This window comes from Streptomyces sp. NPDC051636, assembly GCF_044453765.1.
Taxonomy (GTDB): Bacteria; Actinomycetota; Actinomycetes; order Streptomycetales; family Streptomycetaceae; genus Streptomyces.
On record NZ_JBITDA010000022.1, the window covers coordinates 42,744 to 67,976 of the forward strand.

21 protein-coding genes and 2 pseudogenes are annotated in these 25,233 nt (G+C 72.5%); 16 read left to right on the forward strand and 7 right to left on the reverse strand.

Annotation, left to right across the window (positions count from 1 at the left end; translation table 11 throughout):
* Positions 1–22: 22 nt before the first annotated feature.
* Positions 23–1,765, forward strand: coding sequence for a GAF domain-containing protein (locus ACIBBH_RS30795; protein ID WP_399410207.1), 1,743 nt, complete (start codon positions 23–25; stop codon positions 1,763–1,765).
* A 107-nt stretch (positions 1,766–1,872) separates the two neighbouring features.
* Positions 1,873–2,781, forward strand: a complete 909-nt coding sequence (locus ACIBBH_RS30800; RefSeq protein WP_399410209.1) for a universal stress protein — start codon at positions 1,873–1,875, stop codon at positions 2,779–2,781.
* 29 nt (positions 2,782–2,810) lie between these two features.
* On the opposite strand, the gene ACIBBH_RS30805 is transcribed toward ACIBBH_RS30800, so the two are convergent.
* The 4 genes and pseudogenes from ACIBBH_RS30805 to ACIBBH_RS30820 form a co-directional block, all read right to left on the reverse strand.
* Positions 2,811–3,062 carry a hypothetical protein gene (locus tag ACIBBH_RS30805; protein ID WP_399410211.1) on the reverse strand — a complete coding sequence of 84 codons (252 nt, stop codon included), beginning with the start codon at positions 3,060–3,062 and terminating at the stop codon, positions 2,811–2,813.
* A 458-nt stretch (positions 3,063–3,520) separates the two neighbouring features.
* Positions 3,521–3,862, reverse strand: coding sequence for an HPP family protein (locus ACIBBH_RS30810; RefSeq protein WP_399410213.1), 342 nt, complete (start codon positions 3,860–3,862; stop codon positions 3,521–3,523).
* A gap of 55 nt (positions 3,863–3,917) precedes the next feature.
* Positions 3,918–4,007, reverse strand: a pseudogene (locus tag ACIBBH_RS30815) (hypothetical protein); the annotation flags it as partial.
* 95 nt (positions 4,008–4,102) lie between these two features.
* On the reverse strand, positions 4,103–4,492 hold the full coding sequence (locus ACIBBH_RS30820; RefSeq protein ID WP_399410215.1) for a hypothetical protein: 390 nt from the start codon (positions 4,490–4,492) through the stop codon (positions 4,103–4,105).
* Positions 4,493–4,595: 103 nt separating this feature from the next.
* Here ACIBBH_RS30820 and ACIBBH_RS30825 point away from each other — a divergent pair, with 103 nt between their 5' ends.
* The 5 genes and pseudogenes from ACIBBH_RS30825 (at position 4,596) to ACIBBH_RS30845 (ending at position 11,896) form a co-directional block, all read left to right on the forward strand.
* Positions 4,596–5,774, forward strand: a complete 1,179-nt coding sequence (locus ACIBBH_RS30825; RefSeq protein WP_399410217.1) for a universal stress protein — start codon at positions 4,596–4,598, stop codon at positions 5,772–5,774.
* Positions 5,775–5,825: 51 nt separating this feature from the next.
* Positions 5,826–6,665 carry a carbamate kinase gene (locus tag ACIBBH_RS30830; protein ID WP_399410218.1) on the forward strand — a complete coding sequence of 280 codons (840 nt, stop codon included), beginning with the start codon at positions 5,826–5,828 and terminating at the stop codon, positions 6,663–6,665.
* 229 nt (positions 6,666–6,894) lie between these two features.
* A pseudogene (locus ACIBBH_RS30835) lies at positions 6,895–7,234 on the forward strand (pyruvate formate lyase family protein); the annotation flags it as partial.
* Between the two features lie 117 nt (positions 7,235–7,351).
* Positions 7,352–9,790 (forward strand): SpoIIE family protein phosphatase, encoded by a 2,439-nt coding sequence (locus ACIBBH_RS30840; protein ID WP_399410219.1) that lies wholly within the window; start codon positions 7,352–7,354, stop codon positions 9,788–9,790.
* Between the two features lie 39 nt (positions 9,791–9,829).
* Positions 9,830–11,896 (forward strand): SpoIIE family protein phosphatase, encoded by a 2,067-nt coding sequence (locus ACIBBH_RS30845; protein WP_399410220.1) that lies wholly within the window; start codon positions 9,830–9,832, stop codon positions 11,894–11,896.
* Here ACIBBH_RS30845 and ACIBBH_RS30850 read toward each other — a convergent pair.
* Both ACIBBH_RS30850 and ACIBBH_RS30855 read right to left on the reverse strand, forming a co-directional pair.
* A complete protein-coding gene (locus ACIBBH_RS30850; protein ID WP_399410222.1) occupies positions 11,893–12,306 on the reverse strand; it encodes an SRPBCC family protein in 414 nt (137 codons plus the stop codon). The two genes, ACIBBH_RS30845 and ACIBBH_RS30850, sit on opposite strands and share 4 nt — an antisense overlap.
* A gap of 76 nt (positions 12,307–12,382) precedes the next feature.
* Positions 12,383–13,558, reverse strand: coding sequence for an AI-2E family transporter (locus tag ACIBBH_RS30855; protein ID WP_399410224.1), 1,176 nt, complete (start codon positions 13,556–13,558; stop codon positions 12,383–12,385).
* Between the two features lie 1,121 nt (positions 13,559–14,679).
* Here ACIBBH_RS30855 and ACIBBH_RS30860 point away from each other — a divergent pair.
* The 9 genes from ACIBBH_RS30860 (at position 14,680) to ACIBBH_RS30900 (ending at position 24,226) form a co-directional block, all read left to right on the forward strand.
* On the forward strand, positions 14,680–15,246 hold the full coding sequence (locus ACIBBH_RS30860; RefSeq protein ID WP_399410226.1) for a DUF2243 domain-containing protein: 567 nt from the start codon (positions 14,680–14,682) through the stop codon (positions 15,244–15,246).
* Positions 15,246–16,100, forward strand: coding sequence for a cytochrome c oxidase assembly protein (locus tag ACIBBH_RS30865; RefSeq protein WP_399410228.1), 855 nt, complete (start codon positions 15,246–15,248; stop codon positions 16,098–16,100). The genes ACIBBH_RS30860 and ACIBBH_RS30865 overlap by 1 nt, the downstream gene beginning before the upstream one ends.
* Positions 16,101–16,183: 83 nt before the next feature.
* Positions 16,184–17,569: a serine/threonine-protein kinase gene (locus ACIBBH_RS30870; protein WP_399410230.1), complete on the forward strand. Its 1,386-nt coding sequence runs from the start codon at positions 16,184–16,186 to the stop codon at positions 17,567–17,569.
* Between the two features lie 79 nt (positions 17,570–17,648).
* The gene (locus ACIBBH_RS30875) at positions 17,649–18,539 is read left to right on the forward strand and encodes an SDR family oxidoreductase (protein WP_399410232.1); all 891 of its coding nucleotides are present in this window, start codon (positions 17,649–17,651) and stop codon (positions 18,537–18,539) included.
* A gap of 138 nt (positions 18,540–18,677) precedes the next feature.
* A complete protein-coding gene (locus tag ACIBBH_RS30880) occupies positions 18,678–19,703 on the forward strand; it encodes a serine/threonine-protein kinase (RefSeq protein ID WP_399410365.1) in 1,026 nt (341 codons plus the stop codon).
* A gap of 556 nt (positions 19,704–20,259) precedes the next feature.
* Complete coding sequence (locus tag ACIBBH_RS30885) at positions 20,260–21,018, forward strand: hypothetical protein (RefSeq protein ID WP_399410234.1); 759 nt, start codon at positions 20,260–20,262, stop codon at positions 21,016–21,018.
* A gap of 424 nt (positions 21,019–21,442) precedes the next feature.
* On the forward strand, positions 21,443–22,342 hold the full coding sequence (locus ACIBBH_RS30890; RefSeq protein ID WP_399410236.1) for a serine hydrolase: 900 nt from the start codon (positions 21,443–21,445) through the stop codon (positions 22,340–22,342).
* A 143-nt stretch (positions 22,343–22,485) separates the two neighbouring features.
* Entirely contained in the window at positions 22,486–23,559 is a 1,074-nt protein-coding gene (locus ACIBBH_RS30895) for an NAD(+)/NADH kinase (protein ID WP_399410238.1), read from the forward strand.
* Between the two features lie 532 nt (positions 23,560–24,091).
* The gene (locus ACIBBH_RS30900; RefSeq protein WP_399410373.1) at positions 24,092–24,226 is read left to right on the forward strand and encodes a hypothetical protein; all 135 of its coding nucleotides are present in this window, start codon (positions 24,092–24,094) and stop codon (positions 24,224–24,226) included.
* Between the two features lie 168 nt (positions 24,227–24,394).
* On the opposite strand, the gene ACIBBH_RS30905 is transcribed toward ACIBBH_RS30900, so the two are convergent.
* Positions 24,395–25,168 carry a polysaccharide deacetylase family protein gene (locus ACIBBH_RS30905; RefSeq protein ID WP_399410240.1) on the reverse strand — a complete coding sequence of 258 codons (774 nt, stop codon included), beginning with the start codon at positions 25,166–25,168 and terminating at the stop codon, positions 24,395–24,397.
* Positions 25,169–25,233: the final 65 nt, after the last annotated feature.

The window sequence follows — 25,233 nt, forward strand, 5'->3', positions numbered from 1 at the left end:
CACGGGGGCTGGGAGGAGAGCGGTGGGAAGCTCCGAGGACGCGAGCGAGGCGCGCGTTCGGCTGCCGCAGCTGAGGCTGGACGAGCTGCTGGAGGAGTTGCAGGCCCGGCTGGACGCGGCGCGCGGCACCCGGGACCGGGTGCACAGCCTGCTGGAGGCGGTGCTCTCGGTCGGCCGGGAGCTGGACCTGGAGCAGGCGCTGCGCAGCATCGTGGAGGCCGCGGCGGCCCTGGTGGACGCCGAGTACGCGGCGCTCGGCGTGATCGGCTCGGACGGCAAGCGGCTGTCGGCGTTCATCACCGTCGGGGTCAGCGAGGAGGAGATCACCCGGATCGGCCCCTTCCCGGAGGGCCACGGCATCCTCGGCGAGCTGATCCGCCATCCCGAGCCCCTGCGGCTGCCGAAGCTCTCCGAGCACCCCTCCTCGTACGGCTTCCCGGCACACCACCCGCCGATGAACACCTTCCTCGGAGTCCCCATCCGGGTGCGGGACCAGGTCTTCGGCAACCTGTACCTGACCGAGAAGCGAGGCGGGCCGCAGTTCGACGAGGACGACGAGTCGGTGCTGGCGACGCTGGCCGTGGCGGCCGGCGTGGCGATCGACAACGCCCGCCTGTACGAGGAGTCCCGGCTGCGCGAGCGCTGGCTGGAGGCCAACGCGGAGATCACCAGCAGTCTGATGTCCGGCGCCGGACAGCAGGAGGTCCTCGGGCTGATCGCGGAACGGGCGCGGGAGATCACGGGTGCGGCCCTCGCGTCGGTGGCGATCCCGATGAAGAACACCGAGACCCTCGCGGTGGAGCTGGCCATCGGCCGGGAGGCGGAGGCGCACCGTGGCCTGGTGCTGCCCGTGCAGGGGACCCTCACCGGACAGGCCTTCGCCCTGGGCGCGCCGGTGAGCAGCCCTGACGTCTCGCACGACGAACGGATCTCGGCAGGACCACCCCGGTTCGCCGGTCTCGGCCCGGCCGTGGCCGTTCCGATCGGCCTGGCGGAGCGTGCCCGGGGAGTGGTCCTGCTGGCCCGGGAGACGGGCGCGAGTGACTTCACCGACAAGGAGACGGAGCAGCTGAAGGTGTTCGCCGCACACGCCGCCGTCGCCATGGAGCTCGCGGAGCGCCGCCGGGACGCCGAGCAGATCGCACTCCTGGAGGACCGCGACCGGATCGCCCGCGACCTGCACGACCTGGCCATCCAGCGGCTGTTCGCCACCGGTATGACCCTGCAGAGCGCGGGGCGTTTCATCCAGCACGCGGAGGCCTCGGAGCGGGTACTGCGGGCGGTGGACGACCTCGACGAGACCATCAAGATCATCAGGTCGACGATCTTCGGTCTGCGCACCCGCGACGACGAGGACGCCCCCGGGTTGCGGGCCCGCGCGGTGCGCGTGGCGGGCGAGGCCGCGCCGGTGCTGGGCTTCGCGCCCAGTGTGCGCATGGAGGGCCTGCTCGACACCCTGGTGCCACAGGAGACCGCCGACCACGTCGTGGCCGTACTCTCCGAGTCCCTCACCAACATCGCCCGGCACGCCCGCGCCGACCGCGCCGACGTGGTGCTGGAGACGGACGGGAACGAGGTCCGCCTCACGGTCACCGACAACGGCGTCGGCATTCCGCCGCGGGGCCGGCGCAGCGGCCTCACGAACATGACGGAGCGGGCACGGAAGCTGGGCGGGGACATGGAGATCACCAGCCCGGAGGGCGGCGGGGCCAGACTGGTGTGGCACGCGCCGCTGAGGGAGGCGACGGATTCCTCGCGGGAGTGAGGGCTCCGGCAGGGCCGGTCGGGCCCGGTGAGGGACCTGAGGGCCCTGCCCGTCGGCCGCCCCGGCCGGAAGGCTGGAGGCGATCCCGACAACAGGAGGTGGACGCCATGTCCCGCACCATCACCGTGGGCCTCGACGGCTCGTCCGAGAGCCGGGCCGCCGCCGAGTGGGCGGCCCGCGAGGCGCGGCTGCGGGGGCTGCCGCTGCGACTGGTGCACGTGTGGGAGCCTGCCCCGGCCCCCATGGCACAGGCCCCGCTGCTCGGTGCGGAGACGCAGCAGCAGTGGACCGAGAGGATCCCGCACGAGACGGCCGAGGGACTGCGGTTGCGCCACCCGGGTCTGGAGGTCGTCGCCGAGCAGCGCGACGGCAGTCCCGGCGAGATGCTGCTGGCGGCGGCCGCCGAGGAGGCCGAGCTGCTGGTGCTCGGCTCCCGGGGCCTGAGCGGCATCGGCGGCTTTCTGGTCGGCTCCGTCGGCCTGGCGGTCGTCGCACACGCCGAGCGGCCCGTCGTGCTGGTGCGGGCAGGGGAGCAGGCCGCCGACGAACACGAGACGGACCCCGCCGGGATCCCGTCCGCCGCGACGCCCTACCGGCCCGTCGTGCTCGGTGTGGACACCGCCGACCCGGACGAGGCGGTGTTCGCGTTCGCCTTCGAGGAGGCCGCCCGGCGCGAGACGGCCGTGCGGGCCGTGCACGCCTGGACCATGCCGCCCTACTACGTCTACGGGCTGGCCGCCGACCCCGCCTTCGGTGCGGAGATCGCCAAGCAGGAGAACGCCGCCCTGAGCGAGGTACTGCGGCCCTGGCGGCAGAAGTACCCCTCCGTCGAGGTCGTCGAGGACTGCGGGGGCGCGAGCGCGTCCGTGCACCTGGTCGCCGCCTCGCGGGAGGCGTCCCTGGTCGTCGTGGGCCGTCGCACGCGCCCGGCCCCGTTCGGCCCGCGCATCGGCCCTGTCACGCACGCCGTCCTGCACCACGCCACCGCGCCCGTCGCCGTGGTCCCGCACGACTGACCGCGCGTAAACACCTGCTGGTGCTCGGGTCACGGGGACTGGGCAGGGCCGCCGGATTCCTCCTCGCTTCCGTGGGCCGGGCGGCCGTGGCCCGGGCGGCGCGACCGGTGGTGCTGGTCCGCGCCGGCGCCGCCCGGGACGAGGAGACCTGCGTTTTCGCCCCGGTGGTGTCCTGCGATGACGTGGTGGTCGGGGTGGACCTCGACCGGCCCGACGACGCGGTTGTGGCGTTCGCCTTCGACGCCGCCTCGCGTCGCGCCGCCTCCCTGCGTGTCGTCCACGGCTGGAGGCCGGCGCGACCGGAAGGTGCCGAGTGGACCCACCAGGAGGCCCACTCGGCCCTCGCGCCGCCGGCCGGGCGGTGGTTCCATGGGACTGGCGGAAAGGACCCTCCACCAGACGCGGGGAAGCGGCTACGGGCCGCGCACCGCGCAATCCGGATCCGCGAGAAGCGGGTGGTCCTTTCCGCCTCGTCCGTTCCGGACGGCGCACGGAAGGGAGCGGCACCGCGGGGGATTCGGTACCGCTCCCGATTCCACTGTCGTCCCGGCCGCGCTCTCGCACCAGGCACCGATGGTCCCTCCGAGGGGGCCGACCGTCTGCCCTTTCAGGGTCGTACGGCCTGTGACACCGCCGGCGCCGCACAGTCGTCGACGTGGTGGGCCAGGAAGCTGACCACCCCGATGACGCCCTGCAGCCGCCAGGCCGACTGGACCGCCCGGGGAACGTCACCGCGCAGCTACACGCGTCCCTTGGGGGTGACGACACCGTCCCGGACGGAGACGGTGACGGTGTCCGGGGACAGCCCCAGCTCACCCACCACGATGTCGTCGATACCCTGGCGGAGGATCTCCTCGTCCGCGCGCAGGAACCCCCGGAGCAGGTCGCGGCGCGTGGCGATGCCGATGAGGCGGTCCTCCTCGTCCACCACGGGCAGCCGCCCGATGCGGCTGCGCTCCATCAGCCGTGCCGCGTCGGGGACGGACTGCTCCGGATGCACGGCGACCGCGGGGGCCGACATCAGGGCCCCGGCCGTACGGGCGGGCCCCGGGGACAAGGCCGGCCCGGGCCACCTGCTCACGCACCAGAGCGGTGCCCGAGACCACGCCGATCACCTTGTCATCGTGGTCGACGACCGGCAGCCCGCTGATCCCGTGGTGGTCCAGCAGCCGGACCACCTCCTTGAACGGCGCCGTCCGGCGGGCGTGTACGACCTCGCTGGTCATCACCTCGCCAACGGTCCGGCTTGGCACAGCAGTTCCTCCCTCACCGGTACGGGGGAAGGGGCGGGCCCTTCCCCGCTCCGCGGACCGGAGCGTGCTCAGCGCTCCGGTCCTCCGCGCCACGGCGGCGGCGTGGCCGTCCTGCGGGCCGTGTCCGCGCGGTGCGCGGTGCGTTCCGTACGGCTGCGCAGCCGGTTCTGGAGCCGGTCGGCGAGCTCCCGGGCGCTCGCCTCCTGGGCATGCACGACGACGAGGTCGCCGCCCACCCGGATCTCGGCGGCGGCGGACCAGGGCTGCTCCACGTGAGGGGCGGCCGCCCTGGTGATGCGGACCTCGCCGCTGACGGGCGGAAGCCCGGACCGGTCCAGAGCGGCGCCCACCTTCTCCCGGACGTAGGCGAGGTCCTCCTCGGCCACATCGCCCTCGGTCCGCACCCGTACGGCGGCGGTGACGTCGCGCCCGTGAGCGCCGGTGTCGCTGGCAGTCATCTGCTCCACTCCTTCTGACGGTTCGGGGCAGCGCCTCCATCGTGCTGCGCACGCCGCCCCGGTCCGAGGGCCGGCCGACCCCCGGGAGGGGGCCGGTGGTCCTGTGTCCCCCCCCGCCGCGGCAGCCGACGGCCGGGCCCGGCGCGCCCAGGCGTGGACGTTCTGCCAGGAGGCCCTCCGCGGCGACATCGCCGACCTCCAGGGCGGCACCACCGGCGAGGGCGTACACCTGGGCGCCATGGCCGGCACCCCGCCGCCCGCGCCCGGGCAGGTACCGGGCGTCCCGGCCGACGGGGCCGGTCGGCCCCTGGGCGTACGTCCGCCGAAGGCGCAGGCTCGGAGTACACGAGGGCTCACCGGCCCGGCACGGGAGGGACACGTCATGGTCCGGAACATCGCGGCGGGAATCGACGGATCCCCCGAAAGTCTCGCGGCGGCGCACTGGGCGGCCCAGGAGGCCCTGCGCCGGGGTGTCGCGCTGAGCCTCGTGCACGCCTGGCACCCTCACGTGCGGCCGGCGCCGTACGTCCCCCTGGACAGCACCGAACACGGCTGGGCCGAACACCTCCTCCAGGAGGCGGTCGACAGCGTCCGTGCCGCGCACCCCACGCTGGTGGTCGCCGGCCGTCTGATGTGCGACTCCCCGGTCTCGGCGCTGCTCGCGGCGGCGGGCGAGGCGGAACTGCTGGTGCTCGGCTCGCTGGGGCTCGGCAGGACGGCGGGGTTCGTCACCGGCTCGGTGTCCCAGCGCGTGGTGGGCCGCGCCCCCTGCCCGGTGGTGCTGGTGCGAGCCGGGCGGAGCGCCGCCGACGAGCACCTGCCCGCCGTGGACGGTGTGGCGCCGGACGAGATTCCGGAAACCCCCTACCGTGCCGTCGTCGTCGGCCTGGACGTCACACACCCCTGCGACGAACTGATCACCTTCGCCTTCGAGGCCGCCCGGCGGCGCCACACCGAGCTGCGTGTCGTCCACGCCTTCAAGGCGCCGTCCGCCGGTACGGCCTCGACTCCCGTCCCCGGCCCGCAGCGGCTCGCGGCCGCGGAACACGCCCTGGTGACGACCCTGCGTCCCTGGTGTGAGAAGTACCCCGAGGTCCCCGTGACCGAGACCGTCGTGGCGGGGCGGGCCGGCGCGGAACTGGTGCGGGCATCCGTCGGCGCCGGCCTCGTCGTGGTCGGTCGTCGCACCGGCGGAGGCCGGCTCGGCGCCCACACCGGGCCCGTCACCCACGCCGTCCTCCACCACGCCGGCTGCCCCGTTGCCGTCGTCCCGCACACCTGAGGCGACCGTCGTCCCCGCCCGGCGGGCACCGCACCCGAAGGAACGAGACCCATGCGCATCGTCATCGCCCTCGGCGGCAACGCCCTGCTCCTGAGGGGCGAGGGCCCCGACGCGGAGGTCCAGCGGGCGAACGTCGTGCGGGTGGCCACCGCGATCGCCCCGCTCGCCCACGACCACGACATCGTGCTCACCCACGGCAACGCCCCCCAGCTCGGCCTGCTCGCCGGGGAGAGCGCGGCGGACCCCGCCCTGACCGCCCCCTACCCGCTGGACCTGCTCGGTGCCCAGACACAGGGCCTGATCGGTTCCCTGCTGGCCCGTGCCCTGCGGGACGCGCTGCCCGGGCGCCGGATCGCCGCGCTGGTCACGCACACCCTCGTCCGCCCCGACGACCCGGCGTTCGACCGGCCCACCGCCGAGGACGCGGGCGGCCGGCGCCGCGCGGTCGCCTCGCCCGCTCCGGAGCGGATCCTGGAGGCGGAAACCGTCCGGGACCTGCTCGCGAGCGGCACCCTGGTCATCTGCTCGGGCGGCGGAGGCATCGCCGTGACCGCCGACCGCGGCCTCCTGCACAGCACCGAGGGGGTCGTCGACAAGGACCTGGCCGCCGCCCTGCTCGCCGAGGACCTCAAGGCCGACTTCCTGCTGATCCTCACCAACGTCCCCAACGTCTACGCCCACTACGGCACCCGCGGCCAGCGGCCCGTCCTCGACGCCACCCCCGCCGGACTGCGCGAGGGCCGCTACGCCGAGGGCTCGATGGGACCCAAGGCCGAGGCGGCCGCCCGCTTCGTGGAGCACACCGGGGGCCTGGCGGCCATCGGCTGCCTCGACGCGGCGTACGAGATCGTCCACGGCATGTCCGGCACGCTCGTCCGCCCGGACCTGTAGGCACGGTCCGGGCCGCGGCGGGCGGGGCCGAAGGTCCCGGCGCGGGCCGGGGCCGGACAGGACCGGCGGATGCCCTGTCCGGAGCTCCCGGAGCTCACCCGCCGCCACGAGCATCGACCGTGACAGCAGCGCTCGGGGAGAGGACCCCGTGATGACCGCGACGGTGACAACCGGCAGCCGGACCGCCGAAGCCTGGCGGGACTTCGCCGGGACGCAGTGACGGTCGCGCATCGACGTGCCCGACTTCATCCAGTCCACCACACGACGTACGAGGGGGAAGCGGCCTTTCCGACCGGGCCCACGGACCGTACCCGGGCCGTGTGGGAGAAGGTCAGCGCGCTGTTCCCGGACGACCGTCGCCGGTCGTCGACGTCGATGCCCCATCCCCTTGGCGATCACCTCGCATGCCCCCGGCTGGATCGACCGCGACCGCGAACTGATCGTCGGCCTGCAGACCTGCGCGCCGCTCAAGCGCGTGATCATGGCGAACGGCGGCCTGGGCGTGGTGGAGAACGGGCGTACGGCTACGAGCCCGACCCCTTCGCACCAAGGTCTTCGGCACCTACCGCTGGTTCCCGCGGTTGTCTCGCTCCCCGGCTCGGAGCGGCCCCGCACGGCTCGGCGCGGGCCGACCCTCAGTGCAACAATGGGCTCGTGGGGGCCCGGCCCTGCGAGGGGACGAAAATATGGGCGTCAGTGGCGCGCTCGGCAGTGCAGATCCGGCCGATCCGTTCGACATCGAGTCCGCGGCCGTAGTGATCATCGATGCCGGGCGGCTGATCGTCCATTGGAGCCCGGGAGCGGGGAGCCTGCTCGGCTACCCGGCCGGTGACGTGGTGGGACGCCCGGTGGAGTGCGTCGTGGAAGGCGGGGACCTGGCCGCCGCCGCGTCACGGCTGCGTCGGACGGGCCAGGGCTGGACGGGCGTGCTCGGCGTCCGGCACCGGGCCGGTCGCGTCGTCGACCTCGCGATCCGGGCGTGCCCTCTCCTCGGCGCCGACGGACACCACGGCTGGCTCGTCGTCGCGCGTGACGCCAAGGAACAGGCGGAGCACGAGTTCTTCGAGGCGGTCGCGCAAGGCCTGCTCGAGCGGTCGCCCATCGGAATCGCCATGCTGGACACGGACCTGCGCTGGAAGTGGTCGAACCGGGCACTGGCCGACATGGAGGAGCCGCGGCCGGACCAGGACGAGGCGTCCTGGACCCTCACCGACGCCGGTGAATCGGCGCCCGTCGTGAATCGTCATGCCAGGCGCGCGCTCATCACCGGGCAACCTCAGGTGACCTTGGAACACTCGCCGCCGCACCACGACATGTCCCGGCGGACAAGCCGGACAGGAGAGAGGTGCTTCAGGCTGCGTTCCTTCTTCCCGGTGCGCAACGCCGCAGGCGAGACGCTGGGCATCTGCCTCGTCGCGCTCCACGCCACCGGCCAGGACTCGGCCCGTGACCGGCTCACCCTGCTGAACGAGGCCAGCGAACACATCGGCACCACCCTGGATCTCGACCGGACGGTGCAGGAGCTGGCGGAGGTCGTGGTGCCGCGGGTCGCCGACTTCGTGGCGATCGATCTGCTGGACGCCGTACGGGCGGAGGCGGACCCGCCGCGAGGACCCACGCGCGACGAGAGGACCCTGCGCCGGGCCGCTCACCTGTCGATCCAGGAGGACCGGCCCGAAGTGGTCGTCGAGATCGGCGCCGCCACCCACTATCCGGCCCGCTCCCCCCAGGAACGCTGCCTGGCCACGGGCAAGCCGATTCGCGAAGTCGTCAGCGCCTCGACACCCTGGCTCGTCAACGACTCCCAGCGCTGGATGAAACTCGTCCGGCTGGGCGTGCACACGCACCTGGTCGTACCTCTCCGGGCACGCGGAATCACCATGGGCGTGGTGACCCTGCTGCGCTGGAAGAACCCCGAGCCGTTCGACGAGGACGACCTGCTCCTCGTCGAGGAACTGGTGGCGCGGGCCGCCGTGTGCGTCGACAACGCCCGGCGTTTCGCCCGGCAGCATCAGGCGGCGCTCACCCTGCAGACGAGCCTGCTGCCGCCCGACCTGCCCCAGCACAACGCGGTCGAGGTCGCCTACCGCTATCTGCCCGCCGACACCGAGGCGGGGGTGGGCGGTGACTGGTTCGACGTCATCCCGCTCTCCGGCGCCCGGGTCGCGCTCATCGTCGGCGACGTGGTCGGTCACGGGCTGCACGCCGCGGCGAGCATGGGGCGGCTGCGGGCCGCCGTCCAGACGCTGGCCGATCTCGATCTGCCCCCGGACGAACTGCTCACCCACGTCGACGACCTGGTCGTACGCCTGTCGGACGAAGCCGAAGCGTCCGCGGAGGGCCCGGTGGTGGTCGGAGCGACGTGTGTGTACGCCGTCTACGACCCGGTCGCCCGCACCATCGTGGTGGCGCGCGCGGGGCACCCCAGCCCGGCGATCGCACACCTGAGGGAGCCGGTCGAGTTCCCGGACATTCCCGCCGGTCCGCCCCTCGGACTCGGCGGCCTGCCGTTCGAGTCGGCCGAGATCGCGGTGGAGGAGGGGAGCATCATCGCGCTCTACACCGACGGGCTGATCGAGGCGTCGGACCGGGACGTCGACGTCGGGATGGAACGCCTGTGTTTCACCCTGGCCCATCCCGACCGGCCGCTCGAGGAACTGTGCGACATCATGGTCCGCACACTGCTGCCGGAACGCCCACGCGACGACGTCGCCTTCCTCATCGCACGCACCCACGCGCTGAGCCCCGACCGCGTCTTCTCCTGGGACATCCCCGCGGACCCTTCGGCGGTGCACGTGGCCCGGAACAACGCCGTCCGGCAGCTGTCCGTGTGGGGCCTCGACGAGGTGGCCTTCACCACGGAACTGATCGTGAGCGAACTCGTCACCAACGCCATCCGGCACGCGTACGGCCCGATCAGGCTCCGTCTCATCCATGAGCGCGCCCTGATCTGCGAGGTCTCGGACGCGAGCAACACCTCCCCGCACCTGCGACGGGCCCTCAGCACCGACGAGGGAGGGCGGGGCCTCTTCCTGGTGGCCCAGGTCGCCCAGCGCTGGGGCACCCGCCACACCTCGGGCGGCAAGACGATCTGGGCGGAGCAACAACTTCCGGACGGTGCGTGACCCTGCCGGACGCCGTCCTCGCGGAAGGGAGGGCCTGGAATGACAGCCGAGTCCTTCCAGCCAGGCGGTGACGCGTGCGGCCCCGAGTCGACCCGGCCGACCGGGCTGCTGGATGTGCTGAGCGTCGCCGCGGTGGTCCTGGACACCGGCGGGCGCATCGTGTTCTGGACCCCGCAGGCGGAAGAGCTCTTCGGCTACACCGCGGACGAGGCACTGGGCTCGTACGCCGCGCGGCTGCTGATCGGCCCGGAGCACGTGAAGTCCGTCCTGAGCCTGTTCGCGGACGTGCTGGAGACCGGTCGCAGCTGGGCGGGGGCCTTCCCCATCCGGCGCAAGGACGGCAGCAGCTGCCTGATGGAGTTCCGCACCATGCGGCTGCTGGACGACGTCGGGGGCGCCTACGCCCTCGGCATCGCGGCCGACCACACCCTGCTGCAGCGTGTCGAGACCGACCTGGCGCTGTGCGAGCGGCTCATCAGCCAGTCCCCGATCGGCTTGGGCCTGCTGGATCCCGAGCTGCGCTATCTCCTGGTCAACCCCGCGCTGGAGCGTATCGACGGCATACCCGCCGAGGACCACATCGGCCGCCACCTGAGGGACACCCTGCCCTTCTCCGACGTCGACACCATCGAGTCCGCCCTGCGCCAGGTGCTCACTACCGGCACACCGCTGCTCGACCAGTACCACGTGGGCCGCCCCCCGACCGACCCCGACCACGACCACGCCTGGTCCCTGTCCTTCTACCGCCTGGAGGACCCCGGCGGGCGGACCCTGGGGGCGGCCGCCTCGGTCGTCGACGTCACCGAGCGGCACCGCGCGGCCACCGCGGCCGACCGGGCCCGGCGCCGGCTGGCTCTCATCGCCGACGCCTCCAGCCGCGTCGGCACCACGCTGGAGGTCGAGGAGACCGCCCACGAACTGGCCGACATCGCCGTCCCCGAACTGGCCGACGTGGTCGCCGTGGACGTCCTCGACGCGGCCCTGGCCTGCCGCCGCACCAGTAAGCCGGACAACGGCCCGGAGCTCTTCCGCGCGCTCGCCCTCAGGGCGTCCCACCCCACCGTGGCCCTGCGCGCCGCCGACCCACCCGGCGACCTCGCCGCCTACGACGGCGACCGCCTGGTCACCCTCTGCGTCCACACCGGCCGGCCGGTCCTGGTGCGGCACGTGGGAGAACAGGATCTACGGCGCATCGCCCGCGATGCCGAGGGCACGACGCTCCTGGCACGCGCCGGCGTCCACTCCTATCTCGCCGTGCCGCTGATCGCCCACGGGGAGGTGCTCGGCGCGCTCGACCTCAAACGCACCCGCAACCCGCTGCCGTTCGACGAGGACGACGTCATCCTGGCCACCGAGCTCGCCGGCCGAGCCGCCGTGGCCATCGACAACGCCCGCTGGTTCCAGAGCGTGCGCAACACCGCCCTCACCCTCCAGCGCAGCCTGCTGCCCGACCACCCGCCCCACCAGACCGGGCTGGAACTCGCCTCCCGCTACCAGCCCGCGCAGGCCACCAGTGAGGTCGGCGGCGACTGGTACGACGTCATCGCCCTGGCCGACGACAAGACCGCGCTGGTCGTCGGCGACGTCATGGGCAACGGCATCGACGCGGCCGCCACCATGGGCCGGCTGCGTACGGCCACCTGCGCCTACGCCGACCTCGACCTCGCCCCGGCCGCGGTCCTCCAGCACCTGGACAAGATCACCTGCGATCTGGAGCACTACATCGTCACCTGCATCTACGCGGTCTACGACCCCCACACGAGGCTGTGCCACCTGGCCAACGCCGGACACATGCCCCCGGCGCTGGCCCGCGCCGGAAAGGCCCCGGAGCTGCTCGACCTGCCCGCCGGAGTCCCCCTCGGCGTCGGCGGTATCACCTTCGGGACCACGACGGTGCACCTCGGCCCCGGCGACCTGCTGGTCCTCTACACCGACGGCCTTGTCGAAACCCGCCACCACCCCATCGACGACCGCCTGAACGTGCTCCTCAGCTTCCTCCAAGAGCCCCAGCGGCCCCTGGAGGAGACCTGCGACCTGTTGCTGTACGGCCTGCGCCACCCCGACGACCACGACGACGTCGCCCTCCTGGTCGCCCGGACCCGCTAGCCGGACAGGTCCTGGGCGCCCCCGCGCACCTGCTCCTCCAACCGTTCCAGGCTGCTGTCGAGGGCGGCGCAGGCCGCCCGCTCGCCCGGGTCGTGGCTGTCCTCGAAGAACGACAGGTGCACGGTCACCTCACTGGCGCCGCTGCCGATGCCGGCGACCTGGAGCCAGCCTGCGTAGCTGCCCTGCTCGCGGGTGCCCCACTCGATGCGCATCTGGTCGCGCTCGGCGCGCAGCAGGGCCGAGGTGTCCTCGTCGGAGCGATCCTCGTGCACGGTGACGGCGGGTGGCTCCTGGGGCCGCACGTGCAGGGCGTCCGGCAGCCAGGCGTCGAGCCGGCCGACGTCGGCGGCCCGGTCGAAGACGCGCTCGGGCTGTGCGGGCATCGTGCGTGAACGTTCGTACTCGGCCATCGCGGCACCGTCCCTCCGCTCGGGTGCGTACCCCGGACGCGTGCCCCTTCCGGGGCAGCTGAAAAGTCGCTGTCTGCTATGGCGGCGCGGTCCGCTGCGCGCGCAGCACCGACCAGACGACGGAGATGAACGGGACGGCCACGACGGCGCCGATCACGCCGGCGACGATGCTGCCGGCGATCACGGACACGGCGACGACGAGCGGGTGGAGGCGGACCGCCCAGCTCAGCACCAGGGGGTGCAGCACGTGTCCCTCGAGCTGGCCGATGACGACGATGAGCACGAGTACCGCCAGGGCCGTGAGGGGGCCGCGCCCGGCGAGGGCGACCACCGTGGCCACACCGAGGGCGACCGGTGAGCCCACCAGCGGCACGAACGTGGCGAAGAACTCCAGCAGGGTCAGCGGCAGCGCGAGCGGCACCCGCAGGACGAGCAGGACGACACCCACGAGTACGGCGTTGGTGGCGGCCACGATGATGATGCCGCGGGTGTAACCGGCGAACGTCCGCCAGGCCGCGCGACCCGCCCGGTCCCACCCCGGCCGGGCCCCGCTGGGCAGCAGCTGGTCGCGGGCCCAGGCCCACAGGCGCTCGCCGGAGTGGATGAAGAAGACGGAGGAGAACAACGCGAGCACCGCTCCGGTGACCACTTCGACGACTCTGCCCAGACCGCTGACCGCGCTGCTGAGCAGTTTCGCCCGGTGCGTGTTGACGTAGTCCGTCGCCTGCCGCTGCAGATCGGAGAGTCTGCCGGGGCTGAGCCGGAACGGCGGGCGCCGGAGCCACAGTTCTATCCGGTGGACGCCGCCCCGGAACTCACCCGCCAGCTTCGCCGACTCGCCTGCCACCGCGTTGCCGACGAGGGCGAGCAGGCCGAACAGGAGCAGCAGGCTGCCGACGAGGGCGACGGCCACGCTCAGGGGCCTGGGGAGCACACGGTTCAGCAGGTCGGTGAGGGGACGCAGGACCGAGGTGACGACGAGGGCGAGGAAGAGGGCCACGGCGATGAGCTGGAAGCGGCCGAGGACGGTGAAGATCCCGTAGACGAGGATGCCGACGAGAATCAGGCGCCAGGCGTAGGCCGCGGCCACGCGCAGGGACGGCACCGTGCGCTCGGCCGCGGAGAGGGCCGACGGGCTGGAGCGGACACGCGGGGGGAGCCGCACGGAGTGCGCGGGCCGGCTGCCCAGCACCGCGCCGCCCGCCCGGCGCCCTCGGCCCCGCCCGGCCGCTCGACCGTCCGCATCCGTCACGGCGTCTCGCGCCTCCCCTCCGTTCCTTACTGCCGGTCATGTCTAGAGCACGGTAAGGGCAAGCCGGGCGGACGACGGCACGCAACGCGCGAGGGAACGCGGGCGCGGGGCCGGACAGACCGGGGTCGGTTCGCGGCGGCGGTCGACGAGAGCCGGGCCGCGGGCCGGCCCGCCGCAGGTGCCCGGCCGGGCCACCGCTCCTGTGTCAGATCAGCCGCACGTGCCCCGTGGCCGCGTCCGTGTCACCACATCGCTGATGCCGGTGGTCGCGTCCAGCCACACCACCTGGGTGCCGGAGGCCCGCCGCGGCCGGGAGTTGCTCGCCCCGGTTGCAGGAGACCCGGCTTCTGCGCCCACCCGTCGCCCTTGTGCTCCGGTGTGAACTGCCAGAGCTCGGACAGTGATGCGTTGCGGATCTCGCGGTCCGGCGTGCGGGCGACCATCGTCACCGCTTCTGCGGAGGCCGTCACATCGGAGACGCTCAGCGCCCGCGGGCCGGACTCCGGGCTGAGGTCCGTGATGCCCGAGCCGCCGAGCCCGGACCGCCGCAGGGCCGTGTAGCCGTTCTGCTGGATCTCGTCGACCAGCCGGCAGACGTGATCGCCGGTGATGGCCGTCGGGCCGAGGCTGGTCTGCGGAGAGGCCTGCTGGATCCCTTCTCCTCGCCGGTCGCCACATCGATCACCCGGGTGGTGTACTCGTGGACAGCGCTCACTCGCTGTCTGTCCCGGTAGGTGACCTTGCCGTCGCTCACCGACGGGAAGGTCGCCCGGTGGCAGGTACCCCCACCGATCGCCCCGTGCGCCCGCCACTCCACCGTCCTGTCGTCAGTGGCCGGATTCGCGTGGTGGCGGCCGTCGTTGGGGCTCATGAGTCTCAGCTCCCCCTTGCCGTTCGTGCGCACCCCTCCGCCCCGAGGCCGGCCCGCAGCCCGGTGAAGTACTTGCCCGGGGTGCCGGTGACGACCCGTAGGGGCCATGGAACCGGTGATGCGGCGGCTCATCAACGGGGTGAGGATTTCCACCCGGTTACTTCCAGCCTTTGCGTGTGAGGGTGGGCTTGTGGACGGGATCCGTTGTGGATACGTCTGGGAGCACTGTCGGCAGAAGGGAGTTCGGGTGATGACCACTACTGCGGGCACGGCCCGGTCGGCCGAGGCGGCGCCGGGCAGTCTGCGGCTGCCCGGGATCGTCCTCGGGGTGGGGCTCGGCGGGTTCGTCGACGGCATCCTGCTGCACCAGCTCCTGCAGTGGCACCACATGCTCACCAGCACCGACCACGACCACATCGGAGTGAAGTACTACAGCCCGAAGACGGTGTCCGGGCTGGAGATGAACACCGTGTGGGACGGCGTCTTCCACGCGGTCTGCTGGGTCGCGGTCATCGCGGGCCTGGGAATCCTCCACTCGCGGGTCACGCACAACCGTCGGGCGGCGTGGGCGTCGCGGGCGCTGTGGGGCTGGATCCTGGCCGGCTGGGGGATGTTCAACCTGGTCGAGGGGCTCCTGGACCACCAGATCCTCGGCATCCACCATGTGCGCGGCGGCCCGTACCAGGCGTGGTGGGACGCCGGGTTCCTCGCCCTGGGCGGGCTGCTGGTGGCCGGGGGCTTCCTGCTGCAGCGCGGCGGCCGGCCCTTCGACCCGGACGCCCCCCGCGGTGCCGGGCCGGCCGGGGGCCGTGCCTGATGGACGGCATGCAGCGTATGCACCACGACAGCACCGGCGGCGCTCTGCCGGGCTTGGTGCCGACCGGGCTGATCCTGCTCGCCGCCGCCGTCGGCTACCTGCTCGCCGTGCGCCGAGCCCGTCGCCGCAACCCCGCCAGGGGGTGGCCGGCCTGGCGTTCGGCCTCGTTCCTCACCGGGCTTCTCCTGCTGGCCGCCGCGTCGCTGCCACCGCTGGGACCGGCCGCGCACACCGACTTCCGCGGTCACATGGCCCAGCACATGCTCGTCGGGATGTACGCGCCGCCGGCGCTGGTACTGGCCGCACCGCTCACCCTCCTGCTGCGCTCTCTGCAGCCCGCCCGGGCCCGCCAGGTGACGGCGGTGCTGCACAGCCGTCCCGCACGGGTACTCGGCCATCCCGCGGTCGCCCTGGTACTGAGTACCGGCGGTCTGGGCCTGCTGTACTTCACCCCGCTGTACAACACCGCGATGGACCATCCCGCGGGGCACTGGCTGATGAGCGCGCACTTCCTGGCGTCCGGCTGCCTGTTCGCCCACGCCATCGCCGGCCCCGACCCCGCACCCACCCGGCCCGGGGTACCGGCCCGGCTGGTGTACCTGGGCATCGCCGTCGCCGCGCACGCCCTGATGGCGCAGGCGATGTACGGCGGGTTCTTCGTCGACATCCACGCACCCATCAGCGAGGTCCGGCAAGGCGCGGAGATCATGTACTACGGCGGGGACATCGCCGAACTCCTGCTGGCCGCCGCACTGGTGGCCACTTGGCGGCCCGAGCGCCGTACCCGGGCGGCGTGCCGGACCATTGCGGCCGCGGACCTCCCCCGGTCGGCGAACGGCGTTCGCCAGGGATAACGTGGCCCGTCGCGGGAACGCGAACGTCTCCATCCGGATACGCCGGTTGGGACACGCCATCGTCCCGTCATGGGGGAGAGCACATGCCAGTACGCCTATGGTCCTCGGGGCCGGAATCGCCCCTCCGAGGCGCGGTGCTGGCCGGCCGTTACCGCTTGGACGCCCTGCTCGGGCGTGGCGGCGCCGCCGACGTCCACGAGGCTTTCGATCTCCAGCTGAGGCGACCCGTCGCGGTGAAGGTGTTCCGCGCGGGCGGTGACACACAGACGGAGGAACGCTTCGCCGAGGAGGCCTTCCTGCTGGCCCGTCTGCAGCACCCCGGACTCGTCACGGTCCACGACTTCGGACGCGAAAGAGGCCGCCCTTTCCTGGTCATGGAGCTCCTCAAGGGCTCGACACTGCGCGCGCGCATCGCATCGGGCCCCCTGCCCCGTGCCGAGGTGTGCGTTCTCGGCGCGGCCCTCGCCGACGCCCTGGCCCACGTACACGCCGCCGGGGTGGTGCACCGCGACGTCAAACCGTCCAACATCCTCATGGACGAGGCCGGCATCCCTCACCTGACCGACTTCGGCATCTCACGGCTGATCGACGGCACCACGCGCACCGCCACCGGGGCACTGGTGGGCACCGCGGCCTACCTGGCTCCCGAACAGGTCATGGGCCGCGAGGTCGGGCCCGCCGCCGACGTCTACGCCCTCGGCCTGACCCTGCTGGAGTGCCTCAAGGGACGACTGGAGTACGACGGCGCCCCGCTGGAGGCGGCGATCGCCCGCCTGCACCGCCCCCCGGTCATTCCCACGTCCCTCGACGGCGACCTGTCCCGGCTGCTGCGGGCCATGACCGCCCGGGACGAGAGCGAACGCCCCGCCGCGGATGTCTGCGCCGACGTGCTGACCACCCTGAGCCCGAGCGGTCCCCGCACCGTGCTGCGGGCCGGGACGTACGGCACCGGCCGGGTGGACAGCGGCAGTGTCCCGGCCTTTGCCGAGGAACGCGACCCGGTGGCGACCGTTGCGGCCCCGCGCCAGGCCTCGGCCCTCCGCCGACGCAGCGGCCGGAGCCTCGCGACGGCCGGGGCCGCGCTGGCCGCGCTGCTCGGCGTCACCCTGACCGGATCGATCGGAGACCTGTCCGGCTCCGGGAGCACCACCGCTTCGGGCGCCAACGGCCATGGACCGACCGCGCCCGCCACGGAGCCGTCGGGCACCCCCTCGACGCCGTCGGACGAGGAGACGTCGCCGGCCCCCGCGGCACCCGCCGCGCGGGTCCCGAAGATACCGGGCACCGACTCGGCTCCGGCTCCTTCCCTCACGGGCGACGACGCGGCCCGCGAGCGGGACAGGACAATATCGGTGACGACCGCGGCCGGGCCGGGACCGAAGTCCAAGACGAACAGAGCGCAGACGGAACAGAAGAAGGCGTCCAAGAGGCAGAGTGCGGCCAAGCGTGGCAAAAGCGCTGAGCGCTGAGCGTTGACGTGGCTTTTCGGCTCATGGAATCCGGGAACCCGGTCGCCTGTCCCGCCCGTCCGGGAGACAGGAGGCCGACGTGACCCGTGAGCACAACGCCCAGCAGGACCCGACCACGCAGCACCCCCGCCCCGACTTCTCCTCGCAGGACCAGCCGCACCCGGGCTGGACCGGGCCGATGGACCCGCCGCCCGACCACGGCGAGGAGTCGTACCGCGGCTCCGGGCGCCTGGAGGGCCGCAGGACCGTCATCACGGGCGGGGACTCCGGCATCGGCCGGGCCGTGGCCCTGGCCTTCGCCCGCGAGGGTGCCGACGTGCTGTTCACCTACCTCGCGCAGGAGGAGGACGAGGCCCGCGAGACCTCCCGCCTGGTGGAGGACGCCGGTCGCAAGGCCGTCGCCGTCTCGTGCGACATCCGCGAGGAGGGCAACTGCCGGTCGCTGATCGAGCGGGCGGTCGCGGAGTTCGGGCGTATCGACGTCCTGGTGAACAACGCGGCGTACCAGATGTCCCAGCCGGACGGCATCGAGGCGATCCCGACCGAGCAGTTCGACCGGGTCATGCGGACGAACCTCTACGGTATGTTCTGGCTGACGAAGTTCGCCCTGCCGCACATTCCGGAGGGCGGCAGCGTCATCAACACCACGTCGGTGCAGGCGTACAAGCCCAGCCCGCACCTGCTGGACTACGCGATGACCAAGGGCGCGATCGTCACCTTCACCCAGGGACTGGCCCAGATGGTCGCGGAGCGCGGCATCCGCGTCAACGCGGTCGCGCCGGGCCCCGTGTGGACCCCGCTCATTCCGGCGACCATGCCCGACACGGCGGAGTTCGGCAAGCAGAGCCCGCTGGGCCGACCGGCACAGCCGGCCGAGATGGCCCCGGCGTACGTCTATCTCGCCTCCACGCAGGCGAGCTTCATCACCGCGGAGATCCTCAACGCGACGGGCGGCACGCCGCTGCCGTAGCGCGACGGGGGCGGAGGGATGGGCGAGTGCCTGCTTTAGGGCATTCGTTCGGTTTGGCGGCTAGGATTCTGGTATGGGCGGGTGGTGTGTGGATCGGGCGGTGCCGGGGCCGGCGCGGTGGGGCGGGGGCGGTGTGTGATGGGCTCGGTGCCGGAAGCGGGCGCGTCGGGGGTTTTCCCGGGCGGCAACGCGAATGTGGTGGGGGCGCGGATTGCCGGATACCAGGTGCAGCGCGAGCTTGGCCGCGGGGGAATGGCCGTCGTCTACTGCGCGAGGGACTTGCGCCTGGATCGTCTGGTCGCGCTGAAACTGCTTGCCCCGGAAATGGCACGGAGCGAGACCTTCCGCCAGCGTTTCGTGCATGAGTCGCGGGTGGCCGCCGCGATCGACCACCCGCATATTGTGCCGATTTTCGAGGCGGGTGAGGCGGAGGGCGTTCTGTACATAGCGATGCGTTATGTCTCGGGCCTGGATCTGCGTGCTCTGCTGGACCGTGAGGGCCCGCTGTCGGTGGAGGCGGCGCTGCGCATCGCCGGTCAGGTGGCGTCGGCGCTCGACGCGGCTCATGAGCATGATCTGGTGCACCGGGACGTGAAGCCCGGGAACGTCCTGGTGGCCGGTGGGACGGACAGCGATCACCCTGAACACGTGTATCTCACGGACTTCGGACTGACGAAGAAGTCGCTGTCACTGACGGGTTTCACGACGGTCGGTGAGTTCGTCGGAACGCTGGATTATGTCGCGCCGGAGCAGATTTCGGGACGTCCCGTGGACGGCAGATGTGATCTCTACAGCCTTGCCTGTGTCGTCTATGAGATTCTCACGGGCGGGCCGCCTTTCCGGCGGGACAGGGACATCGCATTGCTGTGGGCGCATCAGTACGACGACCCGCCTGCGCTGAGCGAGAGGCGGGCGGAGATTCCATCGGCGTTGGACGAGGTGATGGCCAAGGCGCTGGCGAAGGTTCCGGGGGATCGTTACGACTCGTGTCTGGAGTTCGTGGCGGCTTTGCGGGCGGCTGCGGGCGGCGAGGGTTCCGGCGGTGCGGGAGTGCGCCGGGCGACCCTGGTGGACCCCGGGGTGGCCGAGGCGCGGTGGCGTGGCGGGCCGGTCCCGGACCCGCCGACCTGGGCCCGGCCGGTCTTCGGTCGTCCGACGGGTTAGCTTTCTGGGCGTGGGTACGGGGTTCCCGCATGTTCGTTCACTTGACGACGACATCCCCGCCCGGCTCGGGCGTCGGAGGGGTCGGGCGTGTCGGGGCAGGGCCCCTTCTCGCCGCCGCTGCCGGAGCCGCCAGGCCGTCGCCGCCGTGGTGCCCGCCGCAGCGGCCCGTGCCGCCGCGCCCGCCGAAGTCGCCCGTGCCGGGGTCGCCGGGTTCCGTGCAGACGGGTCCGCCGGTGCCGGTGTCTCTGGGTGCCGGTGCCGGACTGCTGGTCGGTCCGGCGGCTGAGGAAGCGAACCTGCATCCCGTCCGCACCCCTGGCCGCCGCCCTTCACCACCATCGGGCGGCGCCTGCGTCACCTGAGCGAGATGCCGGCCCTCCGTGCCGACCAGACGTCCGGCGGCCACGCGCTCACCCGGGACGACTGCCCCACCCCCCACGGCCGTGCCCCCCGACGACCCGTTCATCTCCCTGACAAGACGTCAGGGTCGTCTCAGGGCAGGGGTGGGGGTGTCACCGATGGCGGCTGATGAGTGGTGAGCGGCAGGCTGATGGTCATGCCGATCTCCACTACTGACCGCCCCGGCCTCTCCTTCGTCCACCGCGCCGCCGTGACCGCCGCCGGTGCCGCCGCGCTCGCAGGTTTGGCGGCCGCGTACGCGCCGGGTACCGCCTACTCCGAGCCGACTTCCACCACCCGTTCCACTACCGATTTCAGCAACTGCCCACCGCTCCCCGCCGGTGCCGACCCGACCCGCTGGAGATGCGAAGTGCACAGCGCCGTGCCTGCGTTGGCGGTAGGAAAGGTCTCCGTGACGCTCGCCCCGATCACCATGACCCACGCCGAGGGTCCTCTGCCGGACGGTACCAAGGGGCAGGTGTGGGGCGCGATGCACAGCGCGCCGACCTCCATACCCGGGGGATTGCCCGGCACCGCGGCGGATGAGCACTCGCGGCTCCTGGGACTGGCGATACAGCCGGAGTACGGCGGCCGATCCGACTTCTACACCGGGCAGTTGAGTCTGCGCTTCCGGCTGCTGAATCCGCTGTTGCCGCACAGCTGCACCATCGGTGCGAACGAGCCCGTCGACTTCCAGCTGAAGAGGTCGGGCCCCTCGGAGTGGCTCTCCCAGAATCCGCCGCTGATCAAGTTCTCGGCGTACGACGACACCTTCACCGCCCCTGCCGCCGAGCACTGCGGGCCCCTGGCCGGACCCCTCAACCGAAGGCTCGGCCTGCCGGCGGCGAGCGGGAACCTGATCTCTTACGACGCCACCTACACGTTCAAGACCTACGACCGGCTCCCGGGGCGCTGACGGGTTGCACGCGGCCCCGGTCAGCCGGGCCGGGATGCCCCACGGCCGGCAGGCTGCTCCCGGGTCCCACTCCCGGGCACTGCCTGGAGGCTTCTGCCAGCGGGTGATCACCTTGGGCAGAGCGTGCGCGGTGACGCTCCGGGGCTGGCCGCCGTGCATGACGATGCTGGTGGTGGTGGCGGTTCAGACGGTGCGGATGGTGCGGCGTCGACGACGTGCTCGGCGCCGACGCCGAGGGTGTGCCGGGGCGGCGACCGTGATGAGCCGCACGGGCCGTCGACGGGCCGCGCGCTCCTGAACATGTGGTTCTCCCCACAATTCCCCCCCAAGGGGTCCTTCCGTGGCATGGGTCACGTCGCGGGACGGGTGTTTTGTCTACGTTCGCAGTTCTGTGCCCCCACGTGAACTGCCGAGGCCCCTCACCATGCCGCACCGACCGCTCCCCCTGTCACACCTGCGCAGCGCGGGGAGGCGCAGGCCCCAGGCCAGGCGTGCCGTGGTCCGCGTCGGCGTTCTCGCGGCCTCGGTGGCGTCGCTCTTCTCGGTCGGCACACTCGCCCCGGCACTGGCGGCGTCTGCGGGGCCTGACGACGCCGCGACCCACTTCCGTGCGCTGGTACATCCACACGGGAACGCGCGAGTGACGGCCGCAGTGCTCGACCTGGACGGCACGGGCCGGGGGCCCGCGGTCTACGGCGACGACACGCCGTACGACACCGCGAGCATCGTCAAGGTCGACATCCTCGCCGCGGCGCTGCTCCGGGCGCAGGACACCGGACACGGCCTGACCGCGCAGGAACGCGCGCAGGCGGAGGTGATGATCGAGCGCAGCGACAACGAGGCGGCGAGCGCGCTGTGGCGGCGCATCGGCCTGGCGCCGGGACTGGCAGCGGCGAACAAGCGGCTCGGGCTGACCTCGACGAAGGGCGGCCCCGGCGCCAGGTGGGGGCTGACCCGGACGACGTCGAGCGACCAGATACGGCTGCTGCGCGCGGTGTTCGACACCAAGTCGGCGTCACCCGGGAGCTCCACACCGCTCAGCGCGTCCTCCCGAACCTACCTCCGCACGCTGATGACCCGCGTCGTCCGTGAGCAGGCATGGGGCGTCTCGGCGGCCGCCGGCTCCGGATGGGCCCTGAAGAACGGCTGGCTGCGGCGCACCACGACCGGGCTGTGGGACGTCAACAGCGTGGGACAGGTCACGGCGAACGGACGCCACTACCTCGTCGCGATCCTCTCGGACGGCAACACGTCGATGAAGGACGGCATCTCGCTGGTGGAACGCGCGGCCCGGGCCGCCGTCTCCTCGGCGACCGCCCACTGACGGCACTTCGCCGATGAGGATGCCGCCGCAGGAGAGGCCATGGGCACGCGCAAAGCAGGACCCTCCGCGGCGTGGCGTACGAAGTGGTCGATCCTCCCGCGGTGAGTATGGCCTTCCGTCCGCGAGCCGGCTTGGAGGCAGGTGTGACACTGAGCCGTATCGGCCTCGTCGTCCATGGAGGACGAGACGAGGCGGTGGATGCCGCTGGGGTCGTTCGCGCGTGGTGCCACGAGAACGACGTGGAGTGTGCGGACATCGACGTGTGGCAGGACGGCGGGCGGCTGAGCGCCCGGGAGGAACTCGAAGCGGCGGGCGATCCGGATCTCATCGTCACGCTCGGCGGCGACGGAACCTTCCTGCGTGGCGCCCGACTGGCTGCCGAGAACGACGCTCTGGTGCTGGGAGTCGATCTCGGGCGGGTCGGTTTCCTGACGGAGGTCCCCGCCACGGCGGTGCGGACGGCGCTGGACGCCGTGCGGGACGAACGGCTCACCGTCGAGAGGCGGATGCTTCTCACCCTGCGGGCTTCGTGCCGTCTGCAGGTGCCTGAGGGCCTGCAGGCACTCCTGCAGTACGGCCGGGGACCCCTGCTTCCACCGCCACGGGTGCGCACCGAATGCGAGATCGGTGACGACTGGGGCATCGCCCTGAACGTCACCGCGCTCAACGACATCGTGGTGGAGAAACTGTCGAGGGACCGGCAGGTGTCGGTCGGCGTCTATCTGGCCGGTCGGCTCCTGGCGTCCTACTCCGCCGACGCGCTGCTGGTGGCCACGCCGACGGGTTCGACCGCCTACAGCTTCGCGGCCGGCGGGCCGGTCGTCTCGCCTCGTGCCGAAGGCCTCATCTTCACGCCGGTCGCCCCGCACATGGCGTTCAACCGGTCCGTCGTGGCCGCCCCCGACGAACCCATCGGCCTGAGGGTGCTCGAACGGTCGGGCCAAGCCGCCGTCAGCATCGACGGCCAACTGCGCGGCGTCCTCGACCCGGGGGACTGGATCGGCGTGTACGCCTCTCCCCGTCGGCTCAGAGCGGTCCGCCTGGGACCGACGGACTTCTACGGCCGCCTGCGTGAGCGCATGAACCTCACCGACGCACCGGCCGCGATCGCCGACGGAGAGGCCGCTCCGCTGTGGCCGGTGACCACTCCGCCACCAGGTGACCTCGCCCATCTCGCGCTGCCGGCCGCTCCGGGTGACACGTCGGGCCGTCCATGAGCTCCCCCAGCGGGTTACCGCGTTGCTGTTGAGGAGTGCCGCGCACCACTGGCGGGGCCCGTCGCTGCCGTCCGGACAATGCCCGGGCGGTCCCTCGACCGCCACGGCCGGCCCGTACACCGCCGCGGTGAGCGCATCTGCGTGGCGGCACAGCACGCCGCCGACATCTTGACCCGTAAGAACCGGCGGCTTGACGTTCCGGCGTTCGACGCTGATTCAAGAGATTCAATCCGTCTCGACCCCTGCGGCCCACTGATGCATGAACACATGCCGCAGCGCGGCCGGGATCTCACGCCGTTCGGTTCTGACCGCCGGACTGACCGCCGCTACCACGGTGGCCCGCTGGGGCGTGCCCTCGACATCCCCGATGGCGAGTCCCTCGGCCTCAAGAACCTGGACGACTTCCGCTGCCCGGCCGGCGGCCGGGACACGGCCGGGCGCACGGTGCTGTCCTGCGAGGCGGGCCCGTACAACGGGCCCGCGCACAGCACGACATGGGACCGTTTCCTGCGCACCAGGGGCACGTTCCGGCGTGACCGTCAACGGCGCGCGGCCGCCACCGGCCGACCGCCTGCACCCCGTCATCGACGTCGGCGCCCCGGGGCGGCGCGGTGAGAACACCCTCGAAGCCGGGGTGGCGACACCGCTCCAGCCGAACCCGGCGTGACCGCAACGGCGGTGACGGCGCGCTCCGAAGGCTGCCGGCGCGGCACGGTACCCCGCGCCGCGCCTTCCCGACGCGACCGCGGGGATCGCGCGCATTGGCCGACAACACACTCCGTCCACTGTCAAAGAGCGGGCAAACAACCGTCTGGACGCCCGGGGTGGGCGGTGCTCAGCGCACCGGGAAGCCGAAGGAGTGTCCCTGCTGCTTCAGCCACGGCAGGATTTCGCGCAGGGCGGCCACGGTCTGGGAACGGTCTCCGCCCGCGTCGTGGAAGAGGACGGTCGGACCGTTGGACATCTCGTTCTCGACGGTGGCGACGATGGCGTTCGTGCCGGGCTGTTCGAAGTCCTTGGAGTCGACGTTCCAGCCCAGCGGCCGCATCCCCCGGGAGGCGGCGAGCCGGCGGCTGTAGGGGGTGAAGGCACCGCCGGGCGCCCGGTAGTACAGCGGCCGGACGCCCCCCGACGCCTTGGTGATCATGCGCTCGGCGTTCAGGATCTGCTGTGACTGGTACGCCTCGGACTTGGTGTCCATGGTCGTGTCGTGCGAGACCGTGTGGTCACACAGCCGGTGCCCGGCCGCCACCACCGCCTTGACCAGGTCGGGGTGCGCCTGGGCCTGGGTGCCCACCATGCAGAACGTGGCCTTCACTCCGTTCTCCCGCAGCACCTCCAGCACCTGCGGCGTCCAGGCGGGATCCGGCCCGTCGTCGATGGTGATGTTGACGCCCCGGGCACCGCGGTCCGAGGCATGGGCGATGTCCACCGACACCGGCGCCCCGCCCGGGTGGGCGGGCCTGGCCGAGACGCCGGCTCGTGCGTGCTGCCCCGCGGCGGAATCGGCCTGCGCGGACCACACCGAGGTGGCGGCGGCCACCGCCGTCACCCCGATCGCCGCCGCGAGCACCCGGCCGTGCCAGCCCCGTCCGCCATGCCTCACCATGTCCGCCCCGTTCCTTGCCGTCTCCGTGGGTTGCGTGCACCCGTCAGGACGGAGGAATTCGGTCA

What these genes read in the sequence shown, in the direction of transcription:
- ACIBBH_RS30890 (WP_399410236.1), top strand. Translation starts at nt 21,443, where the DNA reads ATGCCGCACCGACCGCTCCCCCTGTCACACCTGCGCAGCGCGGGGAGG.
- ACIBBH_RS30840 (WP_399410219.1), top strand. Translation starts at nt 7,352, where the DNA reads ATGGGCGTCAGTGGCGCGCTCGGCAGTGCAGATCCGGCCGATCCGTTC.
- ACIBBH_RS30830 (WP_399410218.1), top strand. Translation starts at nt 5,826, where the DNA reads ATGCGCATCGTCATCGCCCTCGGCGGCAACGCCCTGCTCCTGAGGGGC.
- ACIBBH_RS30865 (WP_399410228.1), top strand. Translation starts at nt 15,246, where the DNA reads ATGGACGGCATGCAGCGTATGCACCACGACAGCACCGGCGGCGCTCTG.
- ACIBBH_RS30870 (WP_399410230.1), top strand. Translation starts at nt 16,184, where the DNA reads ATGCCAGTACGCCTATGGTCCTCGGGGCCGGAATCGCCCCTCCGAGGC.
- ACIBBH_RS30820 (WP_399410215.1), bottom strand. Translation starts at nt 4,492, where the DNA reads ATGACTGCCAGCGACACCGGCGCTCACGGGCGCGACGTCACCGCCGCC.
- ACIBBH_RS30880 (WP_399410365.1), top strand. Translation starts at nt 18,678, where the DNA reads ATGGGCTCGGTGCCGGAAGCGGGCGCGTCGGGGGTTTTCCCGGGCGGC.
- ACIBBH_RS30860 (WP_399410226.1), top strand. Translation starts at nt 14,680, where the DNA reads ATGACCACTACTGCGGGCACGGCCCGGTCGGCCGAGGCGGCGCCGGGC.
- ACIBBH_RS30885 (WP_399410234.1), top strand. Translation starts at nt 20,260, where the DNA reads ATGCCGATCTCCACTACTGACCGCCCCGGCCTCTCCTTCGTCCACCGC.
- ACIBBH_RS30845 (WP_399410220.1), top strand. Translation starts at nt 9,830, where the DNA reads ATGACAGCCGAGTCCTTCCAGCCAGGCGGTGACGCGTGCGGCCCCGAG.
- ACIBBH_RS30850 (WP_399410222.1), bottom strand. Translation starts at nt 12,306, where the DNA reads ATGGCCGAGTACGAACGTTCACGCACGATGCCCGCACAGCCCGAGCGC.
- ACIBBH_RS30800 (WP_399410209.1), top strand. Translation starts at nt 1,873, where the DNA reads ATGTCCCGCACCATCACCGTGGGCCTCGACGGCTCGTCCGAGAGCCGG.
- ACIBBH_RS30905 (WP_399410240.1), bottom strand. Translation starts at nt 25,168, where the DNA reads ATGGTGAGGCATGGCGGACGGGGCTGGCACGGCCGGGTGCTCGCGGCG.